The following is a 15,265-nucleotide window of genomic DNA, read 5'->3' on the forward strand; positions in this document are numbered from 1 at the left end:
GCTTGGTGGCGGCAGGCTTTGCACTGGTATTTGGGCTGGCCGTGGCGGCTGCCGTTCTTGCGCAAGTCAGCACTGCTGCACTTGCCACACGTCAACGTGGTCTGAAGCATGGGAGTAAGATACTACTCACCCCGCATTATACCACCGCCTCCGACTGTACTGGTAGGTCCGCACAAGGCCACCTGTTGGGATGATACTCAAGCTCCGGCCGCTCAGATAGCCGCCGGGAAAATCCGGGCTGGTGGTGGGGTTGACTACCTGCCAGCCGGTGGGCATCTGCCACACGTAATCGGTGATGAGCACGGAGGAAGCGCCGGCGAAGTAGTGCTGGGGCAGGGTGAACGCAATGGGCTGCCCGTTGGAGCACAGGGGCACGCTCAGGCTGGTGGTGCCGTTGATCGAGGCCGGTGTCCGGTCCCGCACCGACTTGATACCCACCGTGACGGTGGGGGAGGGTGGATAAGTATCCGAGGTCGTTGTCGTACCATCAGAATTTTTAATAGTAGTTGTCTTTTTCAACTTAAAAGCTACTGTGTAGTACTCCCCAAAGTTTGGACAGTTTGTGGTGGCTATCTTAGTAACTAATATTACGCACCACCTTGGCGGATCGCTTGGAAAGGGCCTTTTCGGAAGAAGCTGAAGTGGTTTTCTGAAGCACAGACGCAATCGGTGCGTAACACCAATTATTCAGCTACTTCAAATTATCTCACTTATTGCCTCGCATTACGTGCAATAAGTGAATTATAATAGCGTGATAATAAATCGTACACTACCATTTCGTGTCTTCTGCTATTAGATCGGAAAATTCTGTTTAAAAACATATGCAAATAATCGCTAAGTCGTCTCTGTTGCTCATTTGCAGATAAACTGTTATTCCAATTAGCCCTTAGATTATTAATCGCGGATTTTGAATTGTAACTTCTCGTATCTAATAGATGAAATGCCTTTGCCATCGGGTGCGTAGCATCATAGGTGGTCTGCATAACGATTTCTATTTGCTTAACCTCTTTTCTAAATTTACTGGCTAGCACCTTTCTTGCTTGGGTAGAAGTAGCCTTGAATTCATGTTTGAAGTCCATTTGCAACTTATCTAATAGCGCATGTTTCTCTAGTAGTGTGTAGCCAAAATCATCTAACAGAATATCTATGCCTCTTAATCCCAGTAACCATCGTAATTGATCACCTGAAGTTTCACCCAGTAGATTTAATATACCAACTACGGCAATGCTATCATGGTAAAATAAATCTTCTGTTGCTTCTATATCTTCTGCTCCGTAACGCTCAATCTCTCGCTCATATATATCTATTTTTAATCCCTTGAGCAGGCCTTGCGTATAGTAAGAACGTAAAGCAAGCTCTAGTTCTGCAATCACCTCACTGTAAAACTTTTCCTTGCCATGAAATCGTATACGCAGGTGTGGTTCAGGGTCGGCATAACGAATAAAAAACCATTTATCTATGATATTGTCACACGTCAACCGATGGGCTAGTGGTGCTAACAAGTCAGTCAGTAGTTGATCGGCTGTTTTTGAGCCGCAGTACAATTTTATATACAGCCATTCCGACCCGAGAATGAGATTACGGGTGTTCCAATCTATCTGCTTACCTTGCTTCGATGAAAAAGGAGAGAGAATAGGATCGCCAAGTACACTGATTGGCCAGACAAATTCATTGGTAAAGTTGCCTTCAGGACCACTTACCCACTGTGTTTTATGGTTTAGCAGCGATTCTTCTAAAATTAATTCTGTTTTAGAAAATATTAGACTCTGTAGTACATCCAGGTGCAGCGAATTTTCTAAGTCCAAGGGTAATTTATTGTCAGATTCTATCACAACAACCCACTGAGGTATCTGCTGCTGGCTACGTATATCCTTTATAGTGGTAATAAGTTGCGATTGCACACAATTCTTTATATGAATTAGAGTTGATTCCTTAAGTTTCCAGCGAGCAGGTGCTAATATTGATCTACCGTAACGCACTTGAGGAAGAAAATCTGCATTGCGTAAGATACCCCAATCCCAACTTAGACTTCTTTGCGTGCCCTGATACTGTACATCGCACAGAAAGTGATAGGCAGGTAATGAATCTCTATAATAAGCATGTGCAGCACTCATGCGAGGGATAACCTCCTTGTTAAGCTTTCGAGAACGCAGTACAACACGATCTGCCACTACAGATACTAGCAAGTCATCTAAAAAGATTGTATTTTCATGTGCAACACTCGCTTGAGTAACTATAGGTATTTCATAACCTCGTAGAATGGGACGAGAAGCAATATTACCAGTTCGAAACTGATCTGAGTGTACCACTTCCGCAAATATAGCTTCTGGATGACGCTCTTCCTCGTCCCGTAAAGCTACTTGAAGTGATTCGGTTAACATAGGGTCCATGTGGCAGAAACGGCCAAGTAGATTTGCTGCCGAAGGACCTGCACTAACTTGGTGCAATAAGGTAAAATCCCCCTCATCTAAGTCCTCTTGAGACGAAGCTAAAAGAGTACCTAAGGCATATAAAGAATGCGGTAAGTTGACATCATATTGCTCTAAAATAGGTTGAAGAACGTCCCATTTGAGCTCAATGCTAGTTGAGCCACTTCGCAACGCACCCGTATATTGATCAAACAAAAATGCTACCCAGTCTGACCAACCGTAAGTCGCTTTCGTTTCTTGCCTTCCCGCCAGGAGCAAATCGTCAAGCAAAGGATTATTGTCGTTCGTTGAATATTGTCCCACTGGATAACCGATTCCTAACTCAGCATCCAATACTTTAACTAATGACACTTCTTGCCTATCGAACTGCTCAACGAAAGCGTTCCGAAAGCTCTTTAACTTCTCCCCTTCATTGTATATATTTATACGAGCCAATAAGTCGATGACGCGTGATAACTCATCTTGAACAAGAGGGTTTAACGTTAATTTTTGCACTGGTTTACGCATATCTACTTGCAGTAGACGGTTTGACTGCCAGCTTACTCCCCAATCTTTAATCTTTGCTTCAATAAAGCTGTATCCCTTTTTATCTACTCCCAAGCGGTGGTGATTAAGATCCCTAATCAGGGAGCCCAGTTGCTCAAGCTCAGATGCTTCACAAAAAGCGCCACGTTGTCCGAGCTTTTTTGCTAATCGAGATAGGTGGTTAATGCCTGTAATGGTAGAGTTAAGTTCACTAACAAGCAACTGATTGCTAATTAAATGATCAATAAATGATTTTGCTTCTTGATTTGGTATTCCTTGTCGTTGTAAAACAAGTTCTAACTCATATTTAAGCGTTCCTTTTTCCGCTGCTTCAAGCAGTGAAGTCAAAAGTGGAGAATTGGCTACATCAACTAAGCTATGTTTCTTATTTCCACTAATGATTTCATACTCTACATATCTTAGCCGATTTCCAGTGTTATAAATTGTATTATTAGGGTAATAAAATAAAATATTGCTGATAGAGCTCGTTGATTCTAATTTGTAAATCAAGCTATTTAGAACCCCCATATCCAACCGACTATGTCGTTCATAGTCGCTTATTGGGGCTAAAGTGCCTACTGTCTTTTCTTCCCAATGACCGAGAGATATACCTGAGAAGAGCCCAAAGGGCGTGCATCTATATGCCATGCGCAAGGCATATTTGCAAAGTGAAATAGTTATCTTATGATGTGCTTTAGTTGTTGGATTTTCAACTTTTAGCCATTCGTACAGTGTACTATGCAAATCAGGAGAAGCAATAAATAATGCTTCCTGTAAAACGGGGTCACTAAATAATTCATTTAAAACTTGCGGGGTAAGGTTATATATTACCCGATAAGGCAAAAGAGGACTCCGTAGGATAAAGAAGTTGCGAAATTTGAGTGACATTAGAACAGTTGTATAGGATACAGATAGATGCTGTGATCAGGTACTGGAGCACAACGACGTAAGTAGCTGCCAAATATTTGGCAGCTACTTACGTCGTTGTATAATCTATTATGTATTGCTGTATTCCTCGTTATAATTAATAAATATATAATACGCAAATCGATTATTAAGCTTGACGGGTTACTTCTGGAGCGCAGGTAGCCCGGCAAGAATTTCCATCAGCGGAGCTGGGATTATCAGTCGTTATCTTGTTACTTTCATTTTCTAAGCCAATGCTTTTGAAGTGCAAATGAATAATTGTTCTCTTGTCAAGAGACAAAATTGGGTTAAAAAATTCATTCTTCATGGTTATTGGTTTGTTTAAAATGAGCCTGCTCTGTTATTTGATTGGTTTTCGGCAACCCCTTATTTTTGAAATTGGGATATGATATTAATATTTACATAGTATATACTATTGATCGTGTTAGCATCTGCCTGACGGATTGTTAAAATTATAACTACTGTACTTGTTTTGTCGTGATAGACTAATTATAATGATATGAATTTTGCAATTATACCTAAATTAGAATGCTATTTACTAAATAGATTTTTCGCGTGGATTGATTTGGGTAGAATGGCTATATGAGAAAAAAAGAACTCTATAAACATCGTTTGGCTTTGTGTTCAGCTAATACATAAGGCAGTAGCATCAGTTAGACATATCACAAACATAGGCAGCAAACGGAGTGGACTAAAGGCAAAAAGCAGTGAAAAAGTAAATATGATTTATTGTATAAAAAATAATACTTATTCTTGTATTTTGACCTTAGAGCGCTAAAATTTCTGCTGCTTGTTCTCTATTGCTCACTTTAAGTAGATAAAATGTGACATAGCACCCATCTGACAAAGGTCCCTGACTTTCGACAATCCGGCCATAACTTTCGTCACCCACTGCTTTCTGTTTTGGTCATCAGTAGGTTAGCTGTGCTTTGCGGGACTGCTGATTTTGGTCAGTATAAATAGGCCATACTAACCCGCTCGGCGTGACCTCCGACGATACGTTCCACCGCGTATTTTAGTGTCTGGACGTCAAGACTTTGGTGATGGTAGAATGACAGACGATTCGTGTCTTAGCCGGATGCTTCAGATAACGTCGACGTGTGACAAGTGCTGCAGCGCCGACTTGCGCAGAAATGGCAGCTGCAAAGGCCATCCCAAATACCCGTACAAAACGTGCTGCCCGGCAAAGTCACGGACTGCGGCGTGACGGACGTCGACAATTGCCTCTGTGTCAACGTCATTGTATAATTTATGCGCACGAGCGCCCCCTGGGCCGACCTACCCGCCCGCTTTGGCCTGGCTGATACGGTCGGCCAACGCTATCGTCGCTAGGCCAGCAAAGGCATCTGGCAGCGCGTGTTCAAGGCCCTGCAGTCCCCCGATTGGAACAGCGTTATGTTCGATTCGACCATTCTGCGGGCTCACCAACACGCGGCAGGCCAAAAAAAGTAATGCCAAAGCCGAATGCCTCGGCCGTAGTCGTGGGGGCTTAAGCACGAAAATCCGTGCCTGCACCGATACACTGGGTCGGGCCGTTCGCTTGCTGGTGACGACCGGCCAAGCCGGCGACTGCCCACAGGCCCTACCGCTACTTGAGGGCTTGTCAGCCAGGTAAAGTGCTGGCTGACAAGCCGTGTGACAGCAATGCTAATCGGCTCTATTACGCCGATAATGCCATCCAGGTCATCATCCCCAGTCGGCCTAACCGGCTGGAGCCGGTGCCACTGGACGAGGAAGCGTACAAAGACTGCAATCAAGTAGAACGCTTCTTTAGTCGCATGAAACAGTACCGGCGCTTAGCCACCCGCTACGACAAAACCAGCGCCGCGTTTCTCGGATTTTGGTATCTGGCTGCCGCCCTCGACTGGCTCATATAGACTAATTGTCCTCCCCCCCTAGTGCGAATTGCCAAATGTGTTTAGTCTAGGCTACAGGCACAATTTATTTGTTTGGTAAGAAAATCCAAGTACATTTGGAAAGCTATATAAGGTAAAAAAAGTCGGTTAACGTATGCAGAGTCTTGATCTTTTTAAATATGATTGTTAATAGTTTGTATATTGCATTTCCGGTAATAGTCGTCAGGCTACTGAGCTGTCGCATACCAAGCAAGCCTTACAGTAACACGTTATGTAACAAGCTGTTTCTTCTGTTGTAACATACCCACTGTTGATGCAGGATTTTTAATAAAATTATAAAATATGCTATATAGCGGGTATCAAGCTGGTATACGTTAGACGTGGTTCCGAATCATTACTTGTATATAGAGCAATGGTTAGGATCAGCTGCTACACTCGTGAAGCAAAAGTTGTTATTTAACAGGGATAAGTTATTGATGGATATTACTTTACATGTTTAATTGCCAAATATATGGCTGCCACTGTGAGGTTCCAGAGAAAACCTAGCCAAATCAACTAGGTGCTGCGTAGATGATTGATTCAGCCAGCCTGAACACCGCTGAAAATAGTGAAGCAGTGGCCTTTTGATGTAAACCTTGTTGATGAATGATTTTTCTGCCTGCTGATGATGTACCAGATACTGAAGCTGTTTAGAAAGTCAAAAAGTCTATCATCCTGAGCTTACGAAGGACCTTATTACGCGGACACAACTTGGAAATAAGTCGAAATATGCCCGCGTAACAGGACCCTTCGCAAGCTCAGGATAACAGCCAACCAATAAAGCGAACTTTCTAAACAGCTTCAGTATCAGCACGCCAGGCAGCTATACCACTTAATGATTATGAAACCAGAGCACACTATAATTGATTGCTTATCAAATTATTCAGTTGCTTTTCCGGACAAGCCTGTTTTCATCTTCCTAGAAGATGGAGAAGCGCAGGAAAGGGTTGTTACTTTTTCGTTGCTGTATGCACGGGTGCAGCAACTGGCTGCCGAACTGCTCAATCAGCAGCTGCAGGGAAAAAGGGCGCTGCTGGTGTATCAGGATGCGGTTGACTTTACCGTTACGTTCTTGGCTTGCCAATACGCGGGGGTTATTGCCGTACCTGTGTTTCTGGCTAGGGGCAGCAAGCAACTTGCCCGGTTTATAAACCTGATGCAAGATGCACAAGTCAGTGTCATTCTTACGGGTGTTCAGTTGGAGGCCTATATTCGGCAGGGCCTTCCTGACTTTATCAGCACTGAGGCTATCAGGCTTATTACGACCGATTTCGTAGCGGCGCAGACGGTGCCGCCGCCGGTAGCCGAGGACGGTGCCATCGCTTTTCTACAGTATACCTCCGGCTCGACCGGCCAACCCAAGGGGGTAGTGGTAACTAGTGCAAACCTGATGCACAATCAACTCCTGATCAAAAACACGTTTGGTTGTGATGAGCAGTCGGTGATATTTTCCTGGCTGCCGTTCCACCACGATATGGGCCTGATCGGTAATATACTGCATACGGTTTACGTGGGCTGCACCTGCGTGTTGATGTCGCCTTACCATTTTATCCAGATGCCGTTACGCTGGCTCAAAGGCATCGCCAAGTATAAGGCTACGCATAGTGGCGGACCTAATTTTGCCTATGACCATTGCGTGAGCAAAATTTCTTCGGAGGAAGTAGCACGCCTTGACCTCTCGTCGTGGAAAGTAGCTTACAATGGCGCCGAACCAGTACGAGCAGAAACTATCCAGCGCTTCAGTTCAGTATTTAAAGTGGCAAAATTTAATGGAGAGGCTTTCCATCCGTGCTACGGCTTGGCCGAAGCGACCCTGCTTGTAGCTGGCAGTAGAGGCCGCCACAAGCCTGAAAGGCTAATGATAAAAAAGGGAAAGTCCCGGATAATTCTCACAGATAAAGAGGATGCTTCAGCCAAAGCCTTGATCAGTTCCGGACAGGTGGCCGAGGGCATGGCGTTACGAATCCTAGGCCTAGATACCCAGCAGCAATGCGAGGAGTTGGAGGAAGGGGAAATCTGTATTGCCGGTGCCAGCGTCACGGGGGGGTACTGGGCCAAAAATAACGTCGAATACTTCGTGGAGGTGCAAGGGCAACAATTTTTGCGCACCGGCGACATGGGATTTCTGTACCGGGGCGAACTATATGTACACGGCCGGATAAAGGAGATGCTCATCATCCGTGGCGAGAATTTGTACCCGTATGATGTGGAGCAGTGCGTAGCTAAAAGCCATTCGGCCCTCGAAAATAACGGGGTAGCCGTATTAGCCCATGCCCCGGCCGAAGGTGCGGAGGAAGAGGTGATAATTGTGGCCGAAGTGCGGCGTACGGCCCTGCGGGGCTTGGACGGCGAGGCCGTTATTACGACCATTGAAAAGGCCGTCGGAGGCAGCTTTGGTATCAGGCCCTATGACATTGTGCTGACTACGGTGCTTGGTATACCCCGCACTACCAGCGGCAAGCTCCAGCGGGTACGATGCCAGGAAATGTACCGCCAGCAGGGCTTACAAGTCATTGAGTCGAAGCGGGGACTTGTCAAGAGTGGGATAGAGCTGGAGCCTGATGCGCGGCGGCGGCAGGCCGTGCTGGAAAACGGGAATTACGCGACTATCAAAAGCTACCTGCTCGATTTGATTGCGGCTAAAACTGGCACTGCGCCAACTATCAATTCGGCCGACAATGTGGAGCTGACCGAAATGGGTATCGACTCAGTACGGGCAATGGAATTGATAAATACCGTCAGCCGCGACCTGAGTATCAATATGGATGCGTCAAAAGTGTTTCAGGACAATTCGTTAACAGGGTTAATTACGGTCATAGAGAACATGTTATGGCTGAAAAGTGAACAGAATTTTGGAAAAAGCATTATTATATGAGTAGTCTTGAAATTATAACCGAGCTAAAGAAAAATCAGGTTGTTCCCCGCCTGGAAGGCGACCAATTGCGGCTGGTGGGAGAAACCAAAAACCTGACGGAGGAATTTATTGAGCGCATAAAAGCTAGTAAGCGTGAGCTGATTGCTTTTCTGAAAAATTCGATGGATTCTGGGGCATTCGCGCCCATTGCCGGCGTTGAAAAGCAGCCGCACTATGCCGCCTCCAACGCTCAGCGGCGGCTATGGGTGCTGAGTCAGTTTGAAGGTGGTACAGCAGCCTATAACATTGTTACCAGCCTGCACCTACTGGGAAACGTGGTGCGGGAAAACCTGAGCCGGGCTTTCCAGGCCTGCATACAGCGGCACGAGAGCCTACGCACGGTATTTCGGGAGGTGGATGGCGATTTGCGGCAGGTGGTACTTGATGAGCTGCCTTTCGCCCTTGACTACGACGATTTATCGGTTGCCGCCGCCGCCGCCGTAAGGACCCACCTCAAGGCCGAGGCGGCGCTGGCGGCCAATTGGGCTTTCGACTTGGAAACAGGTCCGCTCATTCGGGTGAAGCTGCTGCGGCTGCCGGCCCAAGCTGGCCACGCCATGATCTTTGCCGTGCATCACATTATCAGCGACGGCTGGTCGATCGGCGTGATGGTGGCCGAAGTGCTGCGCCACTATGAGGAGCTTAGCAAAAATGGTGGTAAACCCCAGGCCGCCGCCCCCCTGCGCATCCAGTACAAAGACTACACGCAGTGGCTGCAGCAGCGCTTGGATGGCACGCGCGGCACAGAGGCCCGCAACTTCTGGCAAAGCCAGTTTGAAACCAGCGTGGCCCCACTCAATCTGCCAGCCGATCATGCCCGCCCCGCCGTAAAAACATTCGATGGGGGCCTGTCCAAGTTTTATCCGGAGCCTGCGCAGTACGACCGGATTCTGACTTTCTGCCGAAAGAACCAAGTTACCCCCTTCGTTTTCTTTCGCGCGGCGCTACATCTTCTACTCTTCAAATTATCGGGCCAGAAGGATACCGTAATTGGCACGCCGGTCTCGGGCCGGAACCATTTCGACCTCGAAAACCAGGTTGGCCTCTACGTCAATACGCTGCCGTTGCGGGCGGAACTGAGCGGCGAGGACTCGTTCCTGGAGTTTCTGCGGCAGGTTTCGGAGCATTCTTTCCGGGCTTTTGAATTCCAGGATTACCCCTTCGATAAAATCATCGAAGACCAGAGTATCCGGCGGGACACAGGGCGCAGTCCGCTCTTCGACGTGATGATGGTGCTGCAAAGCGCTTCTACCGGCTACGGCAGCCTCGACTCCAACAAGCAGACCGGGCTGGCAATAGGCCTGCTCGATACCTACCTGTATGCCGCCGACCACGTCAGGGAGGAGCGCCGGCCCTCCAAGTTTGATCTGACGTTTAATTTCGATTTTGAGCCGGGCGGGAAATTTTACCTGGAAATTGAATATTCGACCCGGTTATTCGAACAGGAAAGTATAGCCCGGTTCTTTCAGGCCTATATCCACATTATCGGGCAGGTTCTCGATGCACCGCAACTAGCGCTGAGTACTGTGGAGCTGGCTACAGCGGCCGAAAAACATCAGATTTTAACGGCATTTAATCAGCCGGTTGGAGAAGTAACGGAAGGGAGCATTTCGGAATTGCTGGCTGAGTCGTTCGGACAGTATGCGCAGCACCCTGCTATTCTGACTAAAGATGTTGCTGTGTCGTACGCGCAGCTGGCCCGTAGCTCCGACCAGATTGCCGCCTATCTGTCGGTACTGCTGGCCGGCAGCGAGACCTGCTCCATCGGGCTGCTGCTGGGGCGCTCGGAGTGGATGATCAGCAGCATTCTGGGCATCCTGAAAGCCGGGGCGGCCTATGTCCCGATTGATACCAAGTACCCGGCCTCGCGGGTGGAGTATATCATCATGGATGCCCGGCTACCTGTGCTGATAGTGGACGAAACGGGGTTGAGCATGGTCCCCGAAGGGTATAGCGGCCGCATCATCCACCTCCGGGAACTGATGCAACTGCCCGAACCCGCTGCTGCTGCCGCCGCCGTTGCAGTCCAGGACTGGCGGGAGCGAACGGCCTATTTGATTTACACATCCGGCTCAACGGGCCGGCCCAAGGGTGTGGAAATATGCCACCGCAACACCATTGCCTTCCTGAAATGGGCCGCCGAGGAGTTTGCCCACACGCCGTTCGAGGTGCTGTACGCTGCTACCTCTTACTGCTTCGACCTGTCAGTGTTCGAGTTCTTTTTCCCGCTGCTGCAGGGCAAAACCATCCGACTGCTGGACTCGGCCCTGGAAATACCCGAATTTGTAGACCAGGACGAGAAAATTCTGCTTAACACGGTGCCATCGGTGGTGCGCAACCTGCTGGATCAGAAAATCAGTTGGCGCAATGTAGTGGCTCTCAACATGGCCGGGGAGCCAATTCCCCGGCGCATCAAAGAGGAGCTGAACTACCGCCGCATCGAAACCCGCAACCTGTACGGCCCCACCGAGGACACGACCTACAGCACCTTCTACCGGTTTGAGGCCGACGACTATCCGTTCATTCCTATTGGCCGGGCCGTGGGCTACACCCAGCTCTACCTGCTGGATGAATACGGCAACCTGGTGCCCGAAGGCGTGGAGGGCGAAATCTACCTGAGTGGGCAATCCGTAGCGAAAGGCTACTTCCGCAAGCCTGAATTGACCGCCGAGCGGTTTCTGGCTAATCCATGGGTGCCCGGTCTTACGATGTATCGCACCGGCGATATGGGCAAGTGGCTGCCCGATGGCATAGTGGCATTTGGCGGGCGCAAAGACGACCAGGTGAAAGTGCGGGGCTACCGCATCGAGCTGGGCGAAATACAGTACCAGCTGGAGCTACACCCGCAGGTGGCGACGGCCGTGGTAGTGGTGCGTGAAATGGCCGGCGAGCACCAGATTGTGACTTACTGGATGGGCGATGTCCGTCTCACCAGCGCGGCTCTGAAAGAGTACCTGGGCAGCCGGCTGCCGGCCTACATGGTGCCGACCTACTGGGTGGTAATGGACGAAGTTCCACTTAACAGCAACGGTAAAGTAGACAAGGCCCGGCTGCCCGACCCCGTGGCCAGCTTGGTGGAGACCAGCAGCCTGGTGCCGCCCACTACCGAGGAGCAGCGTCGCCTGCTGGCCATCTGGCAGGAAGTGCTGCACGTACCCACGCTAGGCATCACCCAGAATTTTTTCGAAATGGGCGGCGATAGTCTGAAGGCTACCCGGCTTCGATCGTTAATTCTGAAGGAATTCGGCAAAAAGCTGACCCTCAACGAAGTGTTTGCCTCTCTTACCATTGAAGCTCAGATGGGCCTCATTGCTGCCAAAGCACCAGCCGCCGCCGCCGCCATCCAGTTGGCGAAAGTCCGCCCGTACTATCCGATATCCTTTTCCCAGGAAAGACTGTGGGTACTGACCGGGTTCGGGGAAGCTTCTGCGGCCTATCATATGCCCGCCGCCTTCCGGGTGCAGGGTCCGTTGGATCTGGCCCGGCTCGAAACGGCCTTCCGTCAGGTAATAACCCGCCACGAGAGCCTGCGCACGGTTTTCGACGAGCGGGAAGGACACCCGGTGCAGGTCATTATGCCCGCCGCTGCGGCTACGGAGTTCTCCATTGAGGAAATCCACCTTGACCGGGTGCTGACGGCAAAAGAGGAAGAGGACTTTCTGCGCGAAAAATGGCAGCAGCACTTCGACCTGGCTAAGGGGCCGCTGCTTAGCTGCTTGCTGCTCACGACTCAGGCCGGACAGGTGCTCTCCTTCCATATGCACCACCTTGTCAGCGACGGGTGGTCGGTGGGGGTACTATACCAGGATGTTGTGACGGCTTACCAGAGCCTAATGACCGGTGGCAGCGGTTCGTTGCCGCCCCTGGAGCTGCAGTACAAGGATTACGCGGTGTGGCAGCGCGGCCAGCTCACGGGCGAGCGGCTCGGCGAGTATAATGCTTTCTGGCAACAGGTCTTCGCCGATGGCGTGCCTACCCTCGAGCTGGCCACGGACTTTCACCGGCCCGAAGTCAAAACCTACCAGGGTTCGGTGCATTCGTTTCAGTTCTCGCCCTCCGTTTCCCGCAGCATCCGGCAAGTGGCGGCCCAAAGCGGCGTCACGCTGTTTACGATCCTGATGACGGGCGTAAAGGTGCTGCTGAAAAAGTATGCCAACCAGAACGACATCGTGGTAGGCACGCCTGTGGCGGGCCGCGAACAGCACCAACTGCACGACCAGATCGGCTTTTACGTTAACACATTGCCCATCCGCACCCGGCTGACCGGCGAGGCTAGCTTTGCGGCTCTGGTGGAGCAGGAGAACGAGGCTGTTCTCCAGGCTTTTGAGTTCCAGGCATATCCCTTTGAACTGCTGGTAGAAAGCCTGGGCCTGAAGCGGGACCTGTCCCGCTCGCCACTGTTTGACGTGATGGTGGTGCTGCAGAACATCGACGAGCGACCTCGCCACGACAAGTGGCAGGTGCAGCCCGATCTGCGTTTTTTGCCCCTGTCGCTGCCCAGCGGCACGGCCAAATACGACCTGACGTTTTCCTTCGAGGAAACGGCCAACGGCTTGGCGCTCGGGGTGGAGTACAACACGAGCCTATTCAAGAAAGAAACGGTGGCGCGGATGACAGTCCATCTTGCACGGCTCTTCACCCAGGTGGCCGCCCAGCCAGCCATTGCCGTGAAGGACATCAGCCTGCTTGATACCGACGAAGTGGCGCTGCTGGCCTCCAAGGCCGACCAGACCCCGGTGCCGTACGACGCCACGGCCACCATCGTAGGCCTGTTTGACCAGGCCGTGCAGGCTCACCCCGAGCGTACGGCCCTAGTAGTGGGCGGGCAGCAGCTTAGCTTCCGCGACCTGGATACGAGAAGCGGACAGCTGGCCCGCCAATTGGTGCAGGAACATGAGGTGCAGCCCGAAGACCTCGTGGTGCTGCATTTCAGCCGCAGTGAGGAGATGATAATTGCCATTCTAGCGGTGCTGAAAGCCGGGGCTGCCTACGTGCCCATCGACCCAGACTACCCGGCCCCGCGTATCAATTACATCATTGAGGACAGCGGCAGCCGCCTGGTGCTCCACGATATAGCACCCCAGCCCGAGGTGCGGGCACAGTGGGCCAACCGGGTATTCGTCGACACCACCCAGCTCAACTATTCGGGGGCTGCATATTGCGCCGCCGTACAGCCCGGCCACTTGGCCTACGTAATTTATACATCGGGCACTACCGGCCTGCCCAAGGGCGTGCTCATCGAGCACAGAAACGTGACGCGGCTGCTGTTCAACGAGCAGGATCGGTTCGATTTCACACCCGATGACCGGTGGTCGTTGTTTCATTCCTACTGCTTCGACTTCTCCGTCTGGGAAATGTACGGGGCCTTGCTCAAGGCGGGCACGGTCGTGATGGTGCCCAAGGAAGTGGCCCAGGACAGCGCTGCTTTCTACGACTTCCTGCACCGGGAAAATATTACGGTGCTGAACCAGACCCCCACGGCTTTCCGTAGCCTAGTGCAAACCAACCAGGCCCGGTTAAGCCAGGTGCCGCTGCGGGTGCGCTACCTCATCTTCGGGGGCGAGGCGCTGATGCCGGCCATTCTGCGCGAGTGGTACCAGGCTTTCCCGGATTGCCGGATCATCAACATGTATGGCATCACCGAAACCACCGTGCACGTTACCTACAAGGAAATCACGCTGGAGGAGATAGACGCCAACCGCAGCAACGTGGGCCTGCCCATTCCGACTTTGAGCTGCTACATCCTAGACCAAGACTTGCAGCAGGTGCCCATGGGCGTCATCGGGGAGCTGTGCGTGGGTGGAGCCGGCGTGGCCCGGGGCTACCTCAATAAACCCGCGCTGACCCGGGAGCGGTTCATTGACCATCCTTCGGGTGCTGGCAAACTCTACCGCTCCGGCGACTATGCCCGCATTCTGCCCTCCGGCGACATCGAGTACATTGGCCGCAAGGATGACCAGGTCAAGATCCGGGGGCACCGCATCGAACTGGCCGAGGTGGAAAAGACCATCAGCGGCCAGCCGGGCGTAGCCGATGTGGTAGTGCTGCCCACCAAAAACTTGGGTGGGGAAGTGGAACTGGCCGCCTATTTCATTCATGATGAAAGCACAGATGCGGCCCGGTTGCGCCGGCAGCTCAAGGAGCTGCTGCCGGCCTACATGGTGCCTGCCTTCCTGCTGGCGGTTCCAGCCTTTCCGCTCAACTCGAACGGCAAACTCGACAAGGCCGCGCTGCCCCGGCCAGAAGCAGCGGCCCAAAGCCTGGCCGCGCCCGTGCCGTACCGCAACAGCATCGACCAACACATTATCAGGATCTGGGAAGAGGTGCTGGAGCGCGACAACATCGGTATTCAGGATAATTTTTTCGATTTGGGCGGGCACAGTCTGAAAGCAACCCGCGTCATATCACGTATCCACGAAGTGTACGGCGTGAAAATCGATCTGAAGAATCTGTTCATCGACCCGACTATCGAGCATCTCTCCAACTATGTCGAAACGGTGAAGTGGATGGAAAACAGGAGTGAAGTAGTGGTGGAGGGACAAGACGAAATAATTCTATAGTTAGCAAACCGGACC

The 15,265-nt window shown here is 51.0% G+C and carries 6 protein-coding genes; 3 read left to right on the plus strand and 3 right to left on the minus strand.

The features are described from left to right. From D0T11_RS23620 to D0T11_RS19685, 3 genes are all read right to left on the minus strand, one after another. A partial coding sequence (locus D0T11_RS23620) for a transposase-like zinc-binding domain-containing protein (protein WP_449547892.1) occupies window positions 1-110 on the minus strand: 110 nt, incomplete at its 3' end. A gap of 16 nt (window positions 111-126) precedes the next feature. Beyond that, window positions 127-519, minus strand: a complete 393-nt coding sequence (locus D0T11_RS19680; protein ID WP_147374748.1) for a hypothetical protein — start codon at window positions 517-519, stop codon at window positions 127-129. Between the two features lie 191 nt (window positions 520-710). Further along, complete coding sequence (locus D0T11_RS19685; RefSeq protein WP_119657525.1) at window positions 711-3,842, minus strand: lantibiotic dehydratase; 3,132 nt, start codon at window positions 3,840-3,842, stop codon at window positions 711-713. Between the two features lie 1,655 nt (window positions 3,843-5,497). Here D0T11_RS19685 and D0T11_RS19695 point away from each other — a divergent pair. The 3 genes from D0T11_RS19695 (at window position 5,498) to D0T11_RS19705 (ending at window position 15,250) form a co-directional block, all read left to right on the plus strand. Continuing rightward, on the plus strand, window positions 5,498-5,758 hold the full coding sequence (locus D0T11_RS19695; protein WP_182888513.1) for a transposase: 261 nt from the start codon (window positions 5,498-5,500) through the stop codon (window positions 5,756-5,758). 859 nt (window positions 5,759-6,617) lie between these two features. Further along, on the plus strand, window positions 6,618-8,651 hold the full coding sequence (locus D0T11_RS19700; RefSeq protein WP_182888514.1) for an AMP-binding protein: 2,034 nt from the start codon (window positions 6,618-6,620) through the stop codon (window positions 8,649-8,651). Continuing rightward, entirely contained in the window at window positions 8,648-15,250 is a 6,603-nt protein-coding gene (locus D0T11_RS19705) for a non-ribosomal peptide synthetase (protein ID WP_119657529.1), read from the plus strand. Before D0T11_RS19700 ends, D0T11_RS19705 begins: the two co-directional genes overlap by 4 nt. Window positions 15,251-15,265 lie beyond the last annotated feature (15 nt).

Origin of the sequence: Hymenobacter rubripertinctus (assembly GCF_003583925.1) — a bacterium.
Classification (GTDB): Bacteria; Bacteroidota; Bacteroidia; order Cytophagales; family Hymenobacteraceae; genus Hymenobacter; species Hymenobacter rubripertinctus.